Source organism: Rhodococcus sp. 05-2255-1e, assembly GCF_002259025.1.
Taxonomy (GTDB): Bacteria; Actinomycetota; Actinomycetes; order Mycobacteriales; family Mycobacteriaceae; genus Rhodococcoides; species Rhodococcoides fascians.
Window position 1 is genome coordinate 214,399 of sequence record NZ_NOZE01000028.1, and the last position, 20,665, is coordinate 235,063.

A 20,665-nucleotide genomic window follows, 5' to 3' on the forward strand; every position below is an offset into this window, starting at 1 on the left:
TCTCAGATGGCCCCGAGATCGGCAGACAGCCAGTGTTCGGGGCGCAGGTAGAACACCACGTTCTCCTCGTGCTCTCGGTTGGCCATCTCGAGGTAGCCGTCGACCTTCTCCGGGGGCAGGTAACGGGCTGCCATGGCGCGCAGCAGCTCCGGGGTGCTCGGCTCCTCTCGCGCCACCGGACCTTCGACGCTGACGTAGCGGATCGTTGGATCGGACTGCTCGATCATCAGGGTGAATCGCCCTGCAATCCTGATCAATTGGGCCTTCTTGGACGTGGCACCGGTCAACACCCAGGCTTCACCGCCGGGGGTGTAGTTGTACCAGATCGGGACCGTCAGCGGGCCACGGTCCGCCCCGGCCGCTACCGAGAGGGCGGCGATATGCGATTCGGCCAGATACTCTTCGCGTTCTGTCTTCGACAGTGCCATGAATCAACCGTAAGACTTCCCCGGGCGAAGTTCCAGACCTGATTCGACGCCCAATGTGGCCTGATCCGGGTCCGCCGTGGACAGTGGAGGGATGCCGATCGACGAGCCGAAGATTGCGGGTAGCCCCGTGGGTCGCCGAGTCGTGCTCGGCCTGGTGGCGGCCGGGGTCGCGGGCATCGTCGGTGGGGGCGCGGTCCAGAAGGGTCTCGCGTCGGTACTCGGGCCGATCGGTAACCACGATCCGACGGGACTGATCGGGCTGATTCCCGTCGGCGACAATTTTCGGTTCTATTCGGTGACGCAGGGCGCGCCGCGCAAGGACGAGAACTCCTATGCCCTGACGGTGGGCGGTTCCGTCGACACACCGCGGACGTTCACTCTGCAGGACCTCCGCTCGATGCCGCAGACGTCATTGGTGCGTGACTTCCAGTGCGTGACGGGATGGCGGGTACCCGAAGTTGCCTGGAGCGGACTGCGATTGGCGGATGTCCTCGATGCCGTCGGACCCACCGCGTCGGCGACGTCGGTGCGGTTCACCTCGTTCGACGGCACGTATACCGAGAGTCTGACGCTCGATCAGGCCCGTCGCGACGACGTGCTGGTTGCGTTGACCATGCTCGACGGCCCCGTCACCCACGATCACGGAGGTCCGGTTCGGCTGTTAGTCGCTTCGATGTACGGCTACAAGAGCATCAAGTGGCTCGGCGGAATCGAGTTGACGGACAACGTGGTTCCCGGATACTGGGAGAAACGTGGATACGACATCGATGCGTACGTCGGCGAGTCGAACGGACGTCGAGATGACCCCACGAGCTGACGACCGCGCACGGTTCGACCGGGTAGAACGGTACGTGCACTGGGCAGTCGGGGTCTTGGTGATCGTGTGCATGGTGACCGCTGCGATTCTGTACATCGGGTCGCTCGCGGTGCTGGTCGGCAATCGCCCGGTGGTGGAGTTCGTGCACGTGTGGTCGGGCTTTCTGTTGCCGATTCCGTTGATCCTCGGTGCGGTCTCACGCAGCTATCGCACGGACCTCGGCCGTCTCAACAGATTCGTCGCCGACGACTGGAAGTGGTTGCGCTCCAAAGCACGTCGACTCGGGGCGGTGGGGGTCGGGAAATTCAACGCCGGCCAGAAGCTGAACGGTGCACTGAGCGGCGGGTCGATTCTGGTGCTCCTCGGTACCGGCGTCGTCATGTATTTCTCGTCGTGGAGTCCACTGCATTGGCGTATCGGTGCAACATTCGTACACGACTGGTTCGCCCTGGGATTCGGCCTACTCGTCGCCGGTCACATCACGTACGCGTGGCGCGACCCGGAAGCAATGCGCGGAATGACACAGGGTGCCGTGACCAGGGAGTGGGCAGAGCACGAGCATCCGGAGTGGTGATCGTGCTCTGCGACACGGCTATTGAATCGACTTCTGTTTGCCACCGGTGACGAAGCCCTCCGAGCGGAACGGTCTCAGCCGCACGTGAGGTTCTGCTTCTCTGCCCTTCTGGTCGTGCACCACTCGGTACTCGGCACTCAGTTGGCGCAGGCTCGCAATGGACAATTGGCGAACCTGTTCGGAGGTCTCGGTATCGGGCAGTTGCTCGGGCCGCAGTTCCACATCGAGGGTGAGAGTTTGCCGATGTTCGCTGTCGGTCTCACATCGGGCGATGAATCGACCGGTCAGCCGCGTTGCCAGGGAAATGTGCTCCACTGCGGGTCGGATGTAGTCGGGGTAGATGTTGACGGCGCTGTAGATCGCGGCAACATCGGTCCGTCCGAAAACCAGTAGGTAGTAGGCGTCCGTGTCGATGCCTTCGGCGAGTGCGGCGTAGCCGGCATCGGCCAACCGAGTTCGAATCTCGCTGCCCCTGAGGATATCTCCCCTGTCGTTCACGCGATACCGGACGAGCGGAAGCACTCCACCGACAGTGAACAGGAGGTACCCGGCCGAGTCGACTTCGATGTAGGTGAATTCCGGCTGGTACTGAACGAAGGCAGGCTGCTGCACGACGTTTTCGTCTGTGTCGTCCGTGCCGAACATCAGGCGGTTCAGAGTCGAATCATGTGCGGCAGCCGAGCGGATGGCAATCGTGGAGGCCGTCTCGTAACCCACGAAGCCGACATCGGTCGCCCCGTAGACGACGCGTACTCGATCACCGTGTGCATCGCCGAGCATGGAGTGAATCAGAGCGCGCCACGCTTCGCTCACGGGTTCACCACCGACGATGACGACCACTCGGTGCCGGCGTAACAGATCACCGTGAGTGTCGAGGAGGTCGCGGACGATCGGAGGGTACGCGAAGATCAGGATCTGCTCGTACCCGTCGGCGGCTTCGGTCACGACGTCGGCGATGGCGTCAGGGTCCATGCCGGGGGTCGCGATGGACAGCCGGTGCCCACGCCTGCGGAGATCGAGCAGCATCGAGTACATGAAGGCACCCCCGATATAGGGACCGAGCGGAAAGGTGACGAGTGCGAGAGTGGCACGGCGTTCGGTATCGGCACTCTCCCGCAGAACGCGACCGAACATCGCTGCGCCGTGGTCGGCCGTGCGTTGGCCGCGCGACCAGAATGTCGGTTTCCCGGATGATCCGGCGCTGCTCGCAATGGTCTCGACGTCTTCTGGGCGGCCGGCCTGCAGGTCGGTGAGGATGCTGCGTAGCCGATAGGTGTCTTTCGACGTCGTCGGCAGCCGGGTGAGGTCTTCTGTAGTGGCGATCGAGTCGACTGCGATTCCGTGTTCGTGCAGCAGGCGGCGATATGCCGGCACCGACTGGGCAATGGATTGGACGAGTTGGAGCGCCGTGTGAGCGGGGTCGTGGATCTCGGCCGGGTTCATTGGCATGACCTTTCGATCGTGCCCGTCTCCGTTCTACGGCAGACGGGAATCACTGTGAGGAACAGTCCGATTCGATCGCAGATCGGTCTTGCTCCACTGTTCGAGAAATCGAGAGCTGTCGACGAACATCGACGCGAATTATTCGGTGCCGGTCTACCTGTGCCTGTCCCGGGCGTGCCGTGCGTCGTCCGCTTCCTGATTCGCTGCGGCGTATGCCCTCTGAGCGGCTGCGAGTCCGAACTGCTGGCCGACCGCCGCACCATGGGCATCGACGGCTGCGCACAGTGCCGGTCCGGGTGCTGACCAGGTAGTGCCGGCCTTCAGCCTGTAGAAGGCCGATCTGGAAATCGAGAACAAGGTCTGCCCGAGATGGGCGTCGTCCCTGCTGTCCTGGATCCGACGGATGGTCCGGTAAGCCCTGTCGGTCGCCTGCTCGAACTCATTTCGTCGCTGCTCGAGTCGGCGGAGGGCATGGATCAGGCGCTCGTCGTATGCGGCCGAGTTCGATGACTCGTCGTACATCGACGAGCACGGCGCACCCTGGGCTGAGCTGTCGTGTCGAACGAGAACCTCTTTGAAGGTGCCGCTTGCGATCACTCTCGGCGCGAGGTCCAGGCGGTCGCCGAATTCCTGGGCACGTTCGGCGAACAACGCCGACTCGAGGAGTCCCTGTATCAGCTGAGCGGTCAGTTCTGTCGGCGTCGTCCGGATCAGGTTGGCCAGTCGGTCGTAGTGCCGATCGTGCGCTCGGCGCAGAATTGCCGTGACAGGGCCCGTCAGCTTGTGGGACGCTTTGGCGCGCGTTTTCTTGTTCAGCTGTGACAGCGCGGACCACGTCATCCCGAGGTGCGCTATCGCGTCGTCCAGAGTTCCGGTCTCGGCCTCTGCACGCAGGAACCGTGCGAGAAGTCGAACACCTTCTGCGTCGGTTTTGCCCGACGAGCGTGGTGCGAACGTGAGGGCATAGACAGTGGGCCATTGGTCGGAAAACGATGTGGGACTGCGCGCTATGGTCTCCAACAGCGCGTCTCGGGCGGCGTCGATGACCATCGGTGGCCAAACCTGTTTTGTTCGAGGCGAAACGGTAGGTTTCGGGGCGAGGCTCGTCGTGATGAACTGTGTCAGCAGGTCTGCAGCTACCGTTGACGAGTTCGCGCGGCGAGAGCAGGTACCGATCGTCCGTAGCAGCAGCGCTGTGCCCTCCGCGCTGGTTGCTTGTTCGAGCCAGGCAGCAAGTAGGTCCACTGATGGCAGAATCATGTTGTGGCGCAGTAGCATACGGAGCATTCCGGCACCTGACGCCTGGCTGTCGTGGGCACCGGTCATGAGCTGTTCCGTCCAGCGCTCCAGCAATGGTGCATGTGCACGTAGGGCGGTGTGATTGTTCTGGTGACGAAGCAGGTCCGCGACGGACTGGGGTCGACCGACCCGGTGTGCAATCGCCAGCGATGCGCGGACGAGCAGCTCTGGTCTTTGATGTGCGCGAACCAGCGAGTGATCGAGGAAGACCTCGGCCGCCCGAGGGTCGAGGCCGGCGGCTGCGTCGACCCGCGAGAGGCGATCAGCAGCGGCAATTGCGGTGGGTTCACCCCACACGATCGCTACCGGAGCCAGCGCGACCAGGTAGTCGCTGCGAGTGAACAATCGACGGTCACTCGCGTACTTGTGAATCGTCGTGGACACGATGTCGCGAATCACCTCCGCGGGGACGGAGGGGTCGGTCAACATCTGTCGAGTGACCGCCGCCCATACCGCTGGACCGGGGGCTGGATTTCGATCGTCGACAGGCAGGTGGTCGTGCAGCAGCACGGACAGCGTGGCGATCAGCGACGTCCTCGCGAACGATGGTGTTGCGAGAACTTCGCGTGCGAACACGTCGGCGAGTCGATGCGGTGCCGTGGGCCCGGGCAGCGAGAACAATGTGGCGAGCGTGGCTTCTACGAGGCCGACGTGGTGTGGTTCGTCGATCTGCCGCAGTGCCATGCCGACTGCCGCCAGGTGGGCGTCTGCGGTCGGATCTCGCTCACTACCTCGACGCTCGAGGTCGGCGCAGACTTCGCCGACCCAACGGAACCACCGGTCCGTCCAGTCGTTTTCCAGGCGATCGCGAAGAATGTGTGCGGCTATCACAGCGCCCATCGCCCGTCGGATGACCTCGACGTCGCGACGGTTCGAGTGTGCCTGAATTTTCGTGACACTGACTTCGAGCTGGAGCAGAAAAGGGTCGTCGGCCAACGCTTCCCACGATTCTGCCACCATATTCACGTACCGAGCGATGGTGTTCACGCTCTTGCGGCCCGATTCCTTGTCCGCGTGCATCGAGCGTTGGCTGAGCCCCTCGATCACTGAAAGGACCGCACTACGAACCACATTCGGAGCAGTCGAAGTCAGGTCACGCAGGAGGGTGAGGGGTTCACTGCTCGATCGCAGGTGGTGAGTTCTGGCAGCCGCTAGATCCGCGTACATCGCGGTCCGGCTCACGAGGTTCGCAATGGCGTGTGTATCGCGCCCGGCGAGGTACGCCGCGGTGGTTGCGATCTCAGGACGGAGTTCGGGACGTCGAACCCATAGACGATAGAGGTGCTCTGCCACCGACGTCGTGTGCCCATGTACTCGCGGCAGGGTCCGCAAGAATCGCCGTAGTTGTTCGTCGGTCAGGACAGCGACCATGTCGTCGGTGAGTTCGAGCAGATCCGGGTGATGCGCCCAGACCGTCATGACAGACGAAATATGTTGTGAGTGACCGGTTCCGATGAGACGGCGGCAGCTCGCGCGCACAATCGTTCGCGCCATCACGTCTGCCCCGAGAACTATCAAGGTCTGTTCGACCACGGCCCCGACGAGCAGGTCGTCGGGCACCCGCGCCGCCCGTTCGACCAATCTCGGCAGTTCACCGTCGGCACCTCGCGCAGCGAGACCCTGGGCGGCGGCGAACTCGAAGAACGTCCGATGGAGAAATCGGACGCGATTGTGGGTCGTGACCAGGACTCCTCGCCGCGTCAACGTCTGAACATGTCTACGCAGAACAGCGGCGTCGTGCGTTCGATCGGCAGAATCCGCGACCTGAGCAGTCCACCGAATCAGGACGTCGACAGGTGGTTCGGGAGTTCCCAACGCCAACAATGCTATTGCGAGTAAGCCTGTAGTGGCGGAGAGGTCATTGGCGTCGTCCGGAGGGAGGTCGGCTCCAGCTCGGTGATCGCTGACGATCCGGCGGCACCAGAACAAGTTGTAGAGGCCGGTCACGTCCAATTCCAAATGTGGGAAATAGGGAGCGGACAGCGAGAACAGCAGCCGTAGGAAGAGAGGGCTGGTACAGACATCTTCGACGAGAGCCCCACGCGCGCGAGCTGACTGGATTGCCGAGACCGGGTGGGCGGGCCGGACGGAGTCGAGGTCGACGAACTCGTCGGTCAACGCCGTGATCGCGGCCGGAAGCTCGGATTTCGATGAGTAAGGGCCGAGGGAGATCTTGCGGCCGAGATTTGTCGGAAGGCTTTGGCCTTCCAGTGGTCTGGTTGTCATCACCACCGAAACGTGTGCTCGTGACAGTGTCTCGATCAGATCGATGACGTTGTGGCGAGCAGCGGGACTGTGCAACATGAGGTCGGTGGTGTCGAGCAGCAGAATCGAGTCCGGTCGGGACACCACAGCCGAGACGACGTCGTCGAGCGACGCATTCCGGATTCCATCGGTACCGGGTTGTAGCCACGTTGCCGACAGCAGCAACGGAGTCCGTCCCAATCTTGTCAGGGTGCGCTGTAACGACCACAGAAGGGTGGATTTCCCGTGTCCGGCTTCTCCGACGACGATGTGTGGTTCGACCCCCGGGGACAACAGCTGCTGAACCAGGGCAGCTTCGATATCTCGCGCTACATACCAACTGTCGTCATCGTGGTGAGGCCGACTCCCTATGTCGTCGAGCAGGTGCTCCGACAGCCGGGTCAATCGATCCCACAGTGTCGAAACCGATTCGGTGACGGTCACCTGTCGACGCCACCCACGTGACCACGCTTGTCCCGCGTCCTCACCGCGGCCGTATTGCAACACCGGGCATCAGTATTCGCAGGACACCCTGCGCCACTTCGGTTGCGGACTCCGCAGGACGCGTCAAGCAGCGGAAGAGAACGTTGTTGGTCAACATGATTGCGGCTTCGAGTGCCGGCGCGTCGTCGCTGAACACGCCGCTTTCACGTCCGCGTTCGAGGATGGGGACCACAGCGGACGGGAGGTAGAGGTTTTCGATGACCGTCGTGATGGTGCTCGGTTGATGGAACTGTTCGAAGCTCAACGCGAGCAGCATGCCCGAGCTCATGGCTCGATTGTCGATGACGAACTCGCCCAACGAAACCAACGTGCGTTGCAGTGCGGTGGCGGGGTCGACTCCGAGGCGTTCGTCGGCGCGACGGAGCCGGAGCACACGGTCGAATTCGGGCTTCAGCGCCGCAACGATGATGTCGACCTTGCTCGGAAACAGTCGTCGAAGGTCTTCTACGCGGATCTTCGCCGCCGCCGCGATGTCGGCCAGGGTGACCAGGAAGTAGCCGTTGTCGACGAACAGAGTTTCGGTCGCCGCGATCACGTCGGCCTCGAGGTCGGGCCGCAGAGCATCCGAGATTTCGCCCGGATCGGGTTGGGCAACGGTGCGGTCAGAATGCAGTGGGTCTATGGCCCACTGGAGAATCGAGTTGGTGGCCGATGCAACGTCGTCGGAGGACACCGAGCCCGGCGTGAGCACCTCCCGGAGCGCCAGCCCATCGAGCAGAGCCCCGACGACCGCCGAGAGGTTTGTCAGCGACAGTGGTTGACGCAACGATCCGCCGTGAACCTGCACCGCTCGGCCGATGATGGATCGCAGGTCGGTGTCGAAGCGCTCGAACTCGGGGATGACGGCCTTACGGGCACCGTTGTGGTCGGCAGCCAGCAGCACTGCCACGAGGCGACGTCGCATGAGACCGGACGTGAGGTCGTCGAACAGGGCCGACACCGGAGCTTTCACGTCCTGCGTGCCGGTAGGAGCAGCCGTGCCGGTGTAATCGAGTGTGAGGTGGTCGAGGAGGTCTTCGACGAAAGCTTCCTTGCCGCCGGACCCGCCGCCGCGAGAGTTACCGGGGTACGTGTTGTGGAAAGTTTGGTGCGACAGCCCCGCGCGTTCGACGACGGCCGAGATCGAGAGCGAGCGCGCAAGATCGGTCGTGTCCATCTCACCGAGCAGGCGATATCCGGCCTGAAGGAACTGCTCCCGTGGGAGTGATTTCTGGTTCACCGACTACCGCCCTCGTCCACCTGCGCCGCATTGTTTGGATCTTGAACTATAGCAACTGGATGGTCCGGATCCCGCCGTTTAGTTTGAACTAAAGCATGGTGTAGCCGGATATGCTTTCTGGAGTAAAGCCTCGAATAAGCTTGTGTTGCATGGAGTTCGGCAACCGTGGTCAGATTCAGACCGGCCCGTAGGCCGATTGCATGAGGAGGCCAAGATGGTAGCGACGAATCATCGACCCCAACTTTATTCGCGAGTCTCGGCGTCGAACGGCGTCCGCTCTCCACTCGCTACCAGGCCCGGCGGAGCAAGGCCCACACCTGCGCCTACGCGGGCTGTGCGGGTGTACACCTCACCGGGCCTGACCGCGCGTGAGATCACCGTGCTCAAGGCGTGGCTGGACTGCGATTCCAAGGTCGACGTGGGCGCACGCCTCCACATCGCATTGGGCACCGTCAACACGCACCTCACGAGAATCCGCGACAAGTACTCCCGCGTCGGACGCGCCGCTCCAACGAAAGCTGCACTCGTCGCGCGCGCCCTGCAAGACGGCATCGTGAAACTGGACGAGCTCTGACGCTGGATTGTCCGCGTTGCTGAAACCTGTGGATGCGTTCCCGAGGTAGTCGGCAGTCGCCGCCCCGGACCGTAAGCGATAGATCATCCGAGTGAATGAGAAGACTCCATTCGTCCACTGGCAAGGGTGAAGAGGGAGATGCAGTCGGTCCTGTGAACAACGCCGGGGACGAAGCTCATGTTGTGAGTGGAAACTCGACCCCTGCTACGAAGTTTCGCTCACCTGGTGCGGAGCACCAATTCCGTGGGGTGAGCATCGGCGGGAGTATCGATTGCGTTGCGCACTGCACGGGCAACGGTGCTGGGCTGCAAGAACTTCGAGCCGTCGTACTCCCCGCCTTCGTGCGCGACGATCTCTTGCTGCATCTCGGTGTCGATGCGTCCTGGGTGCACCGAGGTGACGCGCAACGACGGCTCCTCGAGGCGCAGTGCATCAGCGAAGGCGCGGAGCGCGAACTTGCTCGCCGCGTAGGCACCCCAGCCCGGGTTGGCGCGTATGCCGGCACCCGAATTGATCAGCACCACATGGCCTTTAGCGGAGCGCAGTGCAGGGAGTAGCAATCGAGTGAGTTCGACGACGGCGATGACGTTCACCTCGTATTGGCGACGCCAATCGTCCGCCGTCGACTCTTCGACCGTCCCGAGTGCTGCCACCCCGGCGTTGTGCACCAACACATCCAGAGAATCGATGTTCGACGCGGCGGCGGCCACCGCATCCTGATCGGTCAGTTCCACCGGCCATGGGGTGGACCCGGACAGTTCCGACGCAATGGGGGCGAGGGACTCGGTGGACCGACCACCCAGCAACACGTGATGGTCCGGAGCGAGCAATCTAGCGATATGGGCCCCGAGACCCCGGCTTGCTCCGGTCACCAACGCAGTACGAGTCATGAACTCAGGTTAGCTAGAAGCTCATCCCCGCCTCGGATGCCCATGCCTGGGTGGTGTTCGCGCCGTCGAGTTCCTCGCGGATGATGTCTGCGTGGCCGGCGTGCTGGGAGATTTCGCGAAGGATGTGCAGAACCGTGAATCGTGCACTCTGCCAGATTCGTTCGGGTGCCCACGGCGCCGTCGGGACAGGTACCGACAGGTCGAGGTCCAAGGTTTCCAGCGCTGCCGAGGTGGCACCGGCCACCTGTTCCCATTCGGCGACGAGTCCGGCGACGGTCTCGTTCTCGGCCATCACGTACTCGCTGCCGGCGGCGGCCATGTCGAATTCGGCCGTCTCGTCCAGCTCTGCGATCACTGTCATCCAGTGGCGCTCGTTGCTGATCACGTGGTGCAGCAGTCCGCCGAGGGTCAGCTCGCTCGCGGTGGTGCGGGTACGAGCCTGTTCCTCGCTGATGCCGCGGACGGTGATGAGAAAGTTCGCGCGCTGTTCGGCGAGCATTTTCTGGATGTCTGTGTTCTCGGTGGCCATTGTTTTCCTCCTGGTAGCTGGTGAAACTCACACTAGGAGAGATCGCGGACACGTTCGGTCCGCAATCCAACCGAGCAGAAATCGGCCGCCGGACGCAAACTATCTGCATGGGCGATCGCGGTTTCACTTCCACGCAGCTGGCCGCACGTGCGGCGTATCTGCTCCGAGGCAACGACCTGGGCACCATGACCAGCGCAGCACCCAGGTTGTACCCGCACATGTGGAGCTGGGACGCCGCATTCGTTTCCGTCGGCTTGGCACCGTTGAGCGTCGAGCGGGCCGTCGTGGAGATGGACACGTTGCTGTCGGCGCAGTGGAAGAACGGGATGATTCCACACATCGTGTTCGCCAACGGTGTCGACGGCTACTTCCCCGGCCCTGCGCGGTGGGCCACCGGGACGCTGGCGACCCACGCTCCGATGAGTCCGCAGACCTCCGGAATCACCCAACCGCCCGTCCACGCGATCGCCGTGCAGCGCATCCTCGATCACTCCAAACGCCACGGCCGCACGACGCGAGCGGTGGCGGAGGAGTTCCTGGATCGCCGCTGGGGTGATCTGGTGCGGTGGCATCGTTGGCTCGCCCAGGCCCGCGACGTCGACGACAACGGACGCATCGCGCTGTTCCATGGCTGGGAGTCCGGCATGGACAATTCGCCGCGATGGGATTCGGCCTACGCCAATGTGGTTGCCGGCGAGATGGATCCGTATTTTCGAGAGGACAAGGCGGTCATCACGGACTCGTCTCAGCGGCCCAGCAATCTCGAGTACGACCGCTACATCTGGTTGGTGGAGGAGATGAAACAGGTCGGCTACGACGACGATGCGTTGAAGACGAAGATGAGCTTCGCCGTCGAGGACGTGTTCGTCAGTGCCATCTTCGCCGTCGCGTGCGACGTCCTCGCCACCATCGGGGAGGACCACTCGCGGCCGCGCTCGGATGTGCGTGAATTGCGCGGGTGGGCGGACAAGTTCCGCACGGGAGTCATCGCGACCACCGACACGCGTTCGGGTGGGGCACGAGATTTCGATCTGCGGACGGGTCAGTGGATCGGCACGGAGACCATTGCCATGTTCGCGCCGCTGCTGTGCGGAGGACTGCCGCGCGAGCAGGAGCGCAATCTCATTCGGATCTTCGAGGGCACCCGGTTCTGCGGACATCCGGATCTGCGGTACGCGGTACCGCCGTCGACGTCCCCGGTGTCGAAGGACTTCCGTGCTCGCGAGTACTGGCGGGGACCGGTATGGCCGGTGATGACATGGCTGTTCTCGTGGGCTTTCGCACGCCGCGGGTGGTCGGAGCGATCACTGTCTTTGCGAGACGAGGGTCTGCGTCAGGCGAGTGACGGCAGCTTCGCCGAGTACTACGAGCCGTTCACCGGCAAGCCGCTCGGCAGCATGCAGCAGTCCTGGACGGCCGCTGCCGTGCTGGATTGGCTCGGATGAGCCGGCCGGGTCAGCCGAGGTAGCTGTCGACCAGCGGGCCGACGACGTCGAACGAGGTGGCGTCGGGCACGAGGTACTTTGCGATCGTGCCGCAGACGAAGGGGTGCCACGCGGACCCTGAGTCGGTTCCCACCGAGGAGACGGCGAGGATGTCACCGAAGTAGATGCCCGGCAGGTGCCGCTGGGCGAGTTCGTCGTTGTGCGAGGCAACGGCGAGCAACTCTTCGGCGTGGCTGCGATCGATGTCGTCGCCCATGGATCCGAGCAGGTCGGCGCTGTCGGCGCTGGACCGAACGGGGTCGCTGTCGAGCAACGTCAGTGCACCGACCGTAACGCCGCGACTCTGCAGCTCGACGGCGATGGCGTGCGCGAGTACTCCACCGAAGGACGTGCCCAGCAGGTGTACGGCCCCGTCGGTCTGGATGCGAACGATGTCGTCGGCGTACTGCGAGGCCAAGGCGACGAGGGACTCCGCGAGCTCTCCCGACGTCGGGACCTGGACGCCGTAGATGGGACGCGCGTCGTCGACGTGTGCTGCGAGTTCCGCGTAGCAGTCGACCAGCCCGACGAGGGGGTGGATGCAGAACACCGGGTCGAGGTGGCCGCCCGTACGAATCGGTGCGATGGTCGGCACCGCGTAATCGGACGGGTCGAGTTCCGTGAGAGCCACGTGGATGCGATCGTTCACGACAGTCATGGGTGCGCCTCCGAGCCAAGAGAAGTAGTTCGTGTTTCTATGGTTTGTTCGTGCCGACTCTGGGTATGTCGCCGTCGGCAGCGTGAGTGTTACCCACGTCTCATCGAGAACGACTCAACCACGTCTCGGAACAGAACGCATTAGTGACTGTTCACCATCGTCGGCTCGGACCCACCGGGCGTCCCGCAGGTGTTTTCCCGACGTCGACGGGCGTCCACCTGCAGATCCAGTAGCCAGACCAGCAGTGCGGCGACCGCGAACACGGCCCCCGCAGCGCACACACCTGCCCACTCGAAATGCTTCCACGCCAACGTCCCGACGGCAGATCCTGCTGAGGCGCCCACGAAGTACGTCGTCATGTAGACGGAGTTGATTCGGGCGCGAGCAGCCGGTTCCAGGGCGTAGACGATGTGCTGGTTGCTCACGTGCACGCCCTGCAGTGCCAGGTCGAGAAGTACGAATGCGACCACGAACACCACCCAGTAGTGGCCGCCGACGGCGAACATCGGCCAGAGCGCGATCAGCAGAACCGCACAGGTACCGCTGGCCCATTGCACCAGTCCGCGGTCTGCGAGCCGGCCCGCGACGGAGGCCATCAACGCGCCGCCGACACCGGCCAATCCGATCAGTCCGATCTGGACGGCACCGAAACCGAACCTCGACGACAGCAACAGCGTCATCGTCGCGAACACCGTGCTCACCGACGCGAAGCCGAGACCGCCGAGCACCGCGCGAGTCCGAAGCCTGGGGTGGGTGCGCACCAGCCGAATCATCGACACCAGCGCCGAGCCGTAGGTGACGTCCGCCGTCACGGTGTTGCGTGGCAGCACCCGCCACAGGCCGACCGCGGCGATCAGCATCAACACCGTGGCCACACGGTAGACGCCCTGCCACCCCGTCACCGACGACAGCAGCCCCGAGATGCTGCGGGCCAGCAGGATGCCCGTCAGCAACCCGCCCATGACCACTCCGACGATGCGTCCCGCTTGCTCCGGGTGCGCCATCGACGCGGCGAACGGCACGATCACCTGCGCCGCCACCGAGAACAGTCCAGCGATCGCCGTGCCGACGAGGAGCCAGGAGAGGCCGGGAGCGAATCCGGTGATTGCCTGACCCGTCGCAGCGAGAATCATCAGCCCGACGCTCAACTTACGGCGATCGACGACGTCGCCGAGAGGCACGATGAGCAGCAGGCCGAGGGCATAGGAAATCTGTGCGACGGTCACCGAGGTGGCTGCGGCCGTCTCGGACACGTCGAATTCGGTGGCAATGAGGTCGAGCAGCGGCTGGTTGAGATAGTTGCCGCCGGCCGAGAGTCCGGTGGCGATCGCCATCAGGGCGACGACGGGGGTGCTCACGCCGGTGCGCGAGGTGCTTGCTGTCTTCACATGAACAAGGGTGCTCGTTGCACATCCAGCTGTCCAATAGAACGTTACGAACGATCGATCGTCTAAACAGATAGAGTTGCGAAGCGTGGAACTCAGACACATCCGGTACGCCGTGGCGGTCGCCGAAGAGCAGCACTTCGGGCGTGCAGCAGCTCGGCTGCGAGTCGCTCAATCGGCGCTGAGCAGCCAGATCAGAGACCTGGAAAAAGAGCTGGGCGTAGAACTGTTCGCGCGCACGAGCCGAAGCGTCACCATCACCCCGGCCGGACAGATCTTTCTCGAACGCGCGCACAGCGTGCTCGGTGCCGTGTCCCGATTGGTGGCCGACGTCGCGCCCGATCCCACGACCGCCATCAGGCGGCTGCGTATCGGCATGATTGCGCCTCTCGCCCGTGTCGATCTGGCCGCGGTGGTCGGCCGGATCTCCCAGCGATTTCCCAACACGTCGGTGACGTTGCTGCCGCGGCCGAGCGCCGACGTTCTCGACGGCATCGCACGCGGAGACCTCGATCTCGGAATCATCGGGCTCGCGCCCGGACGCCCACATCCGGGGTTGACCGTTACCGCCCTGTGGACCGAGCCACTGTCACTGTTCGTCGGTCCCGATCATCCTTGGGCTCAAAGGAATTCGATACGGTTGGCCGACCTGTCCGAGATGACGATGATCGACCGGCCGGCGGGAAGCGAGGCCAGACTGCAATCCGATCATGCATTCACCCGCTCGTCGGTTCCCCGTGGCCGCATTCTGGAGGCCGATTCGGCCGACCTCATCGGTAAACTCACCGCAGCAGGGTTGGGTGTGACACTGCTGCCGTCGTCCTTGGCGTCGATCCTCCCCGAACTGCACATGATCGACGTCATCGATGCACCGACCCGAACGGTGTCGGTGGTGACCAACCCCGAGCACGCGAATGCGGTGATCGCCGCCGTGGTCGAGGATTTGATCGCGTCGTCGGTGGCGAAGTGAACACCGCCCGATGCCCGTAGTCGAGGATTCGACTACGGGCATCGGGGCTCTATCGGAACAGTCTGGGCTAGGCGGACTTCCACACCGCGACGATGGACGGCCGCGGCTGCGTGTCGCCGCCGTCGGGCCAGTGCGAGATCGGAGCGTCGGCGGTGGCGTCGTCGCTTTCACCCGGGTGCTGGACGCAGACCATGACGCGCTCGTCGGTGACGATGGGGCCGCAGGTCTCGCCGCCGGCGGGGACGGTCAGGAACTGACGTGTCTCGCCGCGACGGGGGCCGTCGAGCACCACGGCGAACAGGCCGTCGTTGGAGTCGAGGGCATTACCGTCGGTCGAGACCCACAGGTTGCCCTTCGAGTCGAAGGCGAGGTTGTCGGGGCACGAGATGGGGCTGACCTGACTCTTGTCGAATCCGCCGAAGTACGTGTCGGCCTCGTTCGGATCACCGCAGACCAGCAACAGGTTCCACGTGAACGACGTCCCGGCGTGGTCGTCGTCGAGTTCGAGTACCTGCCCGTTCTTGTTCTTGTTGCGGGGATTGGCCTCGTCGGCGGCCGCCTTGCCCTCGGTGCCGCGGTTGGAGTTGTTGGTCAGTGCGACATACACCTTGCCGGTCACCGGGTTCGGCTCGAAGTCTTCGGGGCGGTCCATCTTGGTCGCGCCCACTGCGTCACCCGCCTGACGGGTGAACACGGCGACCTCCTCGGCCGACATACCGTCGACTAGCGACTTGCCGCGGCCGTCCTCGCCGGTTTCGAGCAAGGGGATCCACGTTCCGCTGCCACGGAATTCACCGTTGGAGGGCAGCGTGCCAGTGCCGTCGATCTCGTCGGGCGTATCGCCGGTGAGGCTGGCGACGTACAGCGTGCCGGCGTCGAGCAAGGTCAGGTTGTTGCGCATCGCGGCCTGGCCGGTGCCGGGCATCATCTTTCGGCTCGACACGAACTTGTACATGTAGTCGAAACGTTCGTCGTCGCCGCTGTACGCCACGACGGTGCCGTCGTCGGTGACGTGGATGGTCGCGGCCTCGTGCTTGAACCGGCCCAGAGCGGTGTGCTTGATCGGGGCCGACTGCGGATCCCACGGATTCACCTCGACGATGTAGCCGAATCGGTTGACCTCGTTGGGTTCCTGCGCCAGATCGAATCGCTTGTCGAAGCGCTCCCACTTACGTTCGCTGGCACCGCCTTCGACGCCGTAGCGCGACAGGCGCTTGGCCACAGTCGCATCCGTGACGGTCTCGGCGTTGGCGAAATACTGGTTGAAGTTCTCCTCGCCGGAGAGCACCGTTCCCCACGGGGTCAGACCGCCCGAGCAGTTGTTGAACGTGCCGAACACCTTGGTGCCGGTGGGGTCCACGCTGGTCTTGAGTAAGTCGCTGCCTGCGGCGGGCCCGGTGATCAGGAACTCGGTGGTGCCGGTGATGCGCCGGTTGTACTGGCCCATAGCGGGGGTGAGCTTGCCGGTGCCCGATTCGCCCTGCACCTGTACGACGGAAAGGCCGTGTGCCGCAAGGGCTACGTCGAACTGCTCGCGGGTGGGGTTCTCCGCGTCGTAGCTCTTGAACATTGCCGGCTCGGTGCTGTACTCGTGGTTGACCACCAGCAGGTGGGCGTTGGGCGTGCCCTCGATCGGCAGCAGGCCGGCGAAGTCGTTGTTGAAACCGAACTGCTTCTCCTGCGCCGCGCCGGTCTGCTTGTCGAAGTCGAAGGCCGGTGCGCCCGCGACGACGGCGTCGCCCCAGCGAATGACGATGCCCTGCTCGTAACCGTCGGGAACGACGACCGCGTCCTCGGTGTTCGGTTCCACTGCAACGAAATCCACGCCGTCGACGGGCGGGGTATCGGAGCCCGAGGTGGTCGAGGTTCCCGTGGCTGCCGGCTCGTCGGTCGAGCATGCGGCCAGCGCGCTACCCGCGCCGACGGCGAGCACTGCCATCGCCCCGCCCTTGATGACGCCGCGCCGTGACATCGCAGTCTTGACGATGTCGCCGAAGTACTGGCCCTTCGACGTATTGGGAATCTCGTGGAAACAGGCATCGCCGCACTTGTACTTGCAGGTCAACGATGATCGTTTGGAGCTTCCGTCGTGAACGGCGAACAGGGGCAGTGGCTTCATGTCACGGCACGCTGTCACCCAAAAGCGAAAGTAAAGGAACGTTCAGGTGAAGTTGGGGAGAACGAGGTTGCCCTAACGTCCGATCGTCTGCCACAGCGGATCGGCCGGTCCGATGTCGTAAGTGCAGTCCGTGGGCCGCGGATCCGGTACGAAAGCCCACAACAGCGCCCCTGCGGTACCAGCGGCACGCTGGCCGTCGATCTTCGCGGCAATACCGGCTGCTCGAGAATCGACATTGCCACATGAACCGGCGAGTTGGCCGATCTCGCCGACCAGCAGAGGTTTGCCCACCGCGGCGCTCTGAGTGATCCGCCGCTGCAACCCGTTCCACTGATCTCCGGGCAACGGCACGCCGTCGGCACCGTAATCGTGGTACTGCAACACATCGACGAAGGGCGACTGGGCGAGGTACTCGTACTCGTCACCCTGGCTTCCGCACTGGCCTCCGCCGGTGAGGCCCGCTGTGATCACAGTGCGAGGATCGACGGAGCGGAGCTGTTGTCCTGCAGTGTCGAAGAACGAGCGAAGCACCTCTGCAGCACCGGCCGTACAGGTTCGGCTGGACCAGGAGCACGAGGTATCCGTGCACGAACTCGTCTCCGGTTCACCGACGAGCTCCCACGCAGCCAACGCCGACGAGTCCTTCCACCGATTCGCAGCGGTGAGCATCCATTGCTGGAAGCTGATCTTCGCGGTCGAGCTGGGCGTGCCGGGGGCCGTCGTCCAGCCGTCGACGTACCACTGCCTGTCTTTGAAGACGTTTCCCTCGCACGCCCCGTCCTGGGGTGACAGCACCGGTACGAGGAGTTGATCGTGAGCCTCGGCGGCGGCGAAGACCGCATCCATCGGCCCGAAGTCGAGGGCACCGGTGAATCGGTTGATCGCCAGTGCCTGAAAGGCGTCGAACCGGGTCAGCGAATGTGGAGGGAGCGCCTCGAAGTAACTGTCCAGGTCCACCATCGCCCCGCATCCGGCATTGACCGACCAATCGGTGGCGAGTTGGTAGGCGTTGAACCCGGTCGGCCACCACGGTCGACCGTCGAGTGCGAGACCATCGGTGCTCGCGGAGACACGAGCGCCGGCAACAGGTGCCGCCGTGGCGGTCTCGGCCATGCCCGGTACGACCGTCGACATCAGGACAGCACCGAGAACGCACTGAAGGACTTTCGACGCGATGCGCATCGCCGTAATGGTAGACGCGGATGCGGAGATTCCGAAGCCGTCGATGACGAACGGCTTCACCGAATTCGACTTCGTGCCAAAGGAAATTGTCGGCTGTTGATCGACCGAATCGACAAAGAGCGAACTGAATCGCCGTTACAATCGGAGAAACCGAATTCGACGGCGGATTTCGGCGCTGTTTACATGCTGTGAGTATCGTGATCGGCACTCCGAAAGTTCTGCGCGCCAACGAGTAGCGCTATTGTCTTGACTTTCCGTTCATTTCGAAGACTGGACATTTCTCATGCGAATCGTGCGCGCTGCGTCTGTGACAGCTCTCGCCGTGGTCCCGATATTGCTTCCGGTGACCACAGCGTCGGCGCAACCCGGCGATCAGGACCGACCCACTGCTGCAAGCGCAGACGAGCTCTCTCGTTTCACCTTTCCCGAGTTGGGCTTGGGGCAGTCCACCACGGTCGACCTGACAGGACCGCGTACGAGGGTGACGGTGCCATCTCCTGCGGGGGCCGTTCCGTCGACCCTGAACGTGGTGCTGACCACGCCCGCGTGGCTCGATCGCGGGTGGGTCGACGTCGAATCGGACGGGCGTCCGATCACTCGTATCGCCCTCGACGGCGCTGCCCCGACCACTCCGGTGTCGATTGCGCTGGCCGCTACGCGAACGGTCGACGGAGTGATTCCACTCGATCTGATCCCTTCCGTCATTCCCGACGATCGTTATTGCCCCGATCCCGATTCGGACGCGGTCCGATTGATCGATGCGACCGTCGACTACGCGGGAGTGCCGGCCGTCCCGGGGACCATCGCGGATTTCCTACCGGTACTGCTGCGCAAGTTGACGCTGTTCGTGCCCGCCGCGCCTGACCGCGAAACGATTACCGCAGCAACAACTGTGGCCACATCCGTAGTACACCACTACGGCGCGCAGCCGGTCCAGGTAGTAGTGCGCCCGGACAGCGAGCTTCAAGGGGCGGTACCCGACGGCTCGTTCGAGAGATCGATCGTGCTGACGAAGAACTCCGATGCCGGTGCCGAGTTGATCTACCCCGTCGAGCAGGCTCCACCACGGTTGTACCTCGCCGGTACGGGATCGGATCTCACCGATCAAGCCCGGTTGATCACCAGTGATCTCTCCCAGATCGCAATCGGCACCTCGGCGTTGGCCGGACCGGGGGCACCCCAGGCTCGACTCGCACCCGATTCGATCACCCTCGACGACCTCGGAATCGGAACCGTTTCCGGCAGAGGAGGTTCCACGGCAACCGCATCTGTCGACATCGATCAGACGCGACTCGGACGATCGGCCGGGAGCGTGTCCGTGCACCTGATCGGCAGCTACACCCCGGGTGCCGGATCTGTGCGAGCCTCGGTCGACGGATCGCCACTCGAAGTCTGGGAGGCCGACGACACCGGCCGTCTCGATCGATGGATCGACATCCCGGATACCGCACTCTCTCGCGTGGAGACTCTCGATGTTTCCGTCGACCATCCGTCGGCCTCTTCCGGCAGCTCCTGCGCTGCCGCCGCCGAAACGACTGTCACCGTAGCCGGTTCGACCCTCGTGCGATCCACCGATTCGTCGTCACCGGTGCCACTGGGATGGCGGTCGATGCCGCAGGCCTTGATGCCGCAGTTCGACATAGCTCTCGCCGACGAGTCCTACGCCGGAGTTGTCCGGGCTGTCACCCTCGCGATCGGCTTGCAGCGGCTGTCGAGCCTGCCGCTCGATCCCGAGGTCGTATCGATGGAGCAGGCGCTCGACGGTAGCGCACCAGCCGTCGTGATTTCGCCCGTCGCAGAGCTTCCGGACTCGGTGACGCTGCCGCTGTCCTCGGTCGACGAGACGACCTTCCGAATCACGGACCCCGAGGCCGCGGGCGGTGCCACCGAGCTCAGGGTGGATATCGCCGAGCCCTTGGCGACGATGCAGGTCACGTCGGTGCGCAGCAACGCCGTCCTCGTGGCGTCGTGGAATTCGGCACCGGACGAGCTCGACGGCATGTTGTCCTGGCTCGATGCCGATCCGGCGCGGTGGTTCGCACTGGACGGCGATATTCTGTTCGCCGCGCAGAACACGGAGCCGATGTCGTTGTCCAGCAGTGCATTATCCGGAGTAGACGGCGCGGCGGCGGCCACAGACGACGGGACCTCCGATCGGATGGTGGTGGTCGTCGTCGGAGTCGGCCTGGCGGTACTTGCAGTCGGCGGCGTCGCTGCATTGGTGTTCGCCGTCCGATCACGTCGTTCGGCGCGCGATCCGGGTCGAGACAGCGGCTCGCAATGAGCGAGGATGGGCAGCTGCCGCGGTCTTTCACGCGGTTCAGGTTGTCTCGCGGCCCAATCGCC

Annotated in this window: 16 protein-coding genes; 6 read left to right on the forward strand and 10 right to left on the reverse strand. The window is 63.8% G+C overall.

The genetic code is table 11. The features are described 5' to 3' along the window. Positions 1-2 precede the first annotated feature (2 nt). Positions 3-428 carry a pyridoxamine 5'-phosphate oxidase gene (locus CH262_RS18230; RefSeq protein WP_094718108.1) on the reverse strand — a complete coding sequence of 142 codons (426 nt, stop codon included), beginning with the start codon at positions 426-428 and terminating at the stop codon, positions 3-5. 91 nt (positions 429-519) lie between these two features. Here CH262_RS18230 and CH262_RS18235 point away from each other — a divergent pair, with 91 nt between their 5' ends. After that, on the forward strand, positions 520-1,245 hold the full coding sequence (locus tag CH262_RS18235) for a molybdopterin-dependent oxidoreductase (RefSeq protein WP_094718128.1): 726 nt from the start codon (positions 520-522) through the stop codon (positions 1,243-1,245). Further along, positions 1,229-1,819, forward strand: a complete 591-nt coding sequence (locus tag CH262_RS18240; RefSeq protein ID WP_032385231.1) for a cytochrome b/b6 domain-containing protein — start codon at positions 1,229-1,231, stop codon at positions 1,817-1,819. The genes CH262_RS18235 and CH262_RS18240 overlap by 17 nt, the downstream gene beginning before the upstream one ends. An 18-nt stretch (positions 1,820-1,837) precedes the next feature. Here CH262_RS18240 and CH262_RS18245 read toward each other — a convergent pair whose 3' ends face one another. The 3 genes from CH262_RS18245 to CH262_RS18255 form a co-directional block, all read right to left on the reverse strand. Then, positions 1,838-3,262, reverse strand: a complete 1,425-nt coding sequence (locus CH262_RS18245) for a phenylacetate--CoA ligase family protein (RefSeq protein WP_094718109.1) — start codon at positions 3,260-3,262, stop codon at positions 1,838-1,840. Positions 3,263-3,415: 153 nt separating this feature from the next. Further along, positions 3,416-7,312: a hypothetical protein gene (locus CH262_RS18250; protein ID WP_143547127.1), complete on the reverse strand. Its 3,897-nt coding sequence runs from the start codon at positions 7,310-7,312 to the stop codon at positions 3,416-3,418. Further along, the gene (locus CH262_RS18255) at positions 7,290-8,528 is read right to left on the reverse strand and encodes a TetR/AcrR family transcriptional regulator (RefSeq protein ID WP_094718110.1); all 1,239 of its coding nucleotides are present in this window, start codon (positions 8,526-8,528) and stop codon (positions 7,290-7,292) included. Before CH262_RS18255 ends, CH262_RS18250 begins: the two co-directional genes overlap by 23 nt. A gap of 340 nt (positions 8,529-8,868) precedes the next feature. Between CH262_RS18255 and CH262_RS28175 the strand changes: the two genes are divergently transcribed. Beyond that, positions 8,869-9,102 (forward strand): LuxR C-terminal-related transcriptional regulator, encoded by a 234-nt coding sequence (locus CH262_RS28175; protein ID WP_032367970.1) that lies wholly within the window; start codon positions 8,869-8,871, stop codon positions 9,100-9,102. A 218-nt stretch (positions 9,103-9,320) separates the two neighbouring features. Here CH262_RS28175 and CH262_RS18265 read toward each other — a convergent pair whose 3' ends face one another. Both CH262_RS18265 and CH262_RS18270 read right to left on the reverse strand, forming a co-directional pair. Then, positions 9,321-9,992: an SDR family oxidoreductase gene (locus tag CH262_RS18265; RefSeq protein ID WP_032367647.1), complete on the reverse strand. Its 672-nt coding sequence runs from the start codon at positions 9,990-9,992 to the stop codon at positions 9,321-9,323. A gap of 13 nt (positions 9,993-10,005) precedes the next feature. Beyond that, positions 10,006-10,521, reverse strand: a complete 516-nt coding sequence (locus CH262_RS18270; protein WP_032371379.1) for a DinB family protein — start codon at positions 10,519-10,521, stop codon at positions 10,006-10,008. A gap of 107 nt (positions 10,522-10,628) precedes the next feature. Between CH262_RS18270 and ggh the strand changes: the two genes are divergently transcribed. Beyond that, positions 10,629-11,966, forward strand: a complete 1,338-nt coding sequence (ggh, locus tag CH262_RS18275) for a glucosylglycerate hydrolase (protein WP_027495036.1) — start codon at positions 10,629-10,631, stop codon at positions 11,964-11,966. 10 nt (positions 11,967-11,976) lie between these two features. On the opposite strand, the gene CH262_RS18280 is transcribed toward ggh, so the two are convergent. Both CH262_RS18280 and CH262_RS18285 read right to left on the reverse strand, forming a co-directional pair. After that, complete coding sequence (locus CH262_RS18280; RefSeq protein ID WP_094718111.1) at positions 11,977-12,663, reverse strand: thioesterase domain-containing protein; 687 nt, start codon at positions 12,661-12,663, stop codon at positions 11,977-11,979. 140 nt (positions 12,664-12,803) lie between these two features. Further along, the gene (locus CH262_RS18285; RefSeq protein ID WP_241258380.1) at positions 12,804-13,997 is read right to left on the reverse strand and encodes an MFS transporter; all 1,194 of its coding nucleotides are present in this window, start codon (positions 13,995-13,997) and stop codon (positions 12,804-12,806) included. A gap of 139 nt (positions 13,998-14,136) precedes the next feature. On the opposite strand from CH262_RS18285, the gene CH262_RS18290 reads away from it, so the two are divergent. Beyond that, entirely contained in the window at positions 14,137-15,018 is an 882-nt protein-coding gene (locus tag CH262_RS18290) for a LysR family transcriptional regulator (RefSeq protein ID WP_032385226.1), read from the forward strand. A 67-nt stretch (positions 15,019-15,085) separates the two neighbouring features. On the opposite strand, the gene CH262_RS18295 is transcribed toward CH262_RS18290, so the two are convergent. Both CH262_RS18295 and CH262_RS18300 read right to left on the reverse strand, forming a co-directional pair. Continuing rightward, positions 15,086-17,137: a PhoX family protein gene (locus CH262_RS18295; protein WP_032385225.1), complete on the reverse strand. Its 2,052-nt coding sequence runs from the start codon at positions 17,135-17,137 to the stop codon at positions 15,086-15,088. Positions 17,138-17,209: 72 nt separating this feature from the next. Next, on the reverse strand, positions 17,210-18,271 hold the full coding sequence (locus tag CH262_RS18300; protein WP_080731817.1) for a cellulase family glycosylhydrolase: 1,062 nt from the start codon (positions 18,269-18,271) through the stop codon (positions 17,210-17,212). Between the two features lie 340 nt (positions 18,272-18,611). On the opposite strand from CH262_RS18300, the gene CH262_RS18305 reads away from it, so the two are divergent. Beyond that, a complete protein-coding gene (locus CH262_RS18305; RefSeq protein WP_143547128.1) occupies positions 18,612-20,603 on the forward strand; it encodes a hypothetical protein in 1,992 nt (663 codons plus the stop codon). Positions 20,604-20,665: the final 62 nt, after the last annotated feature.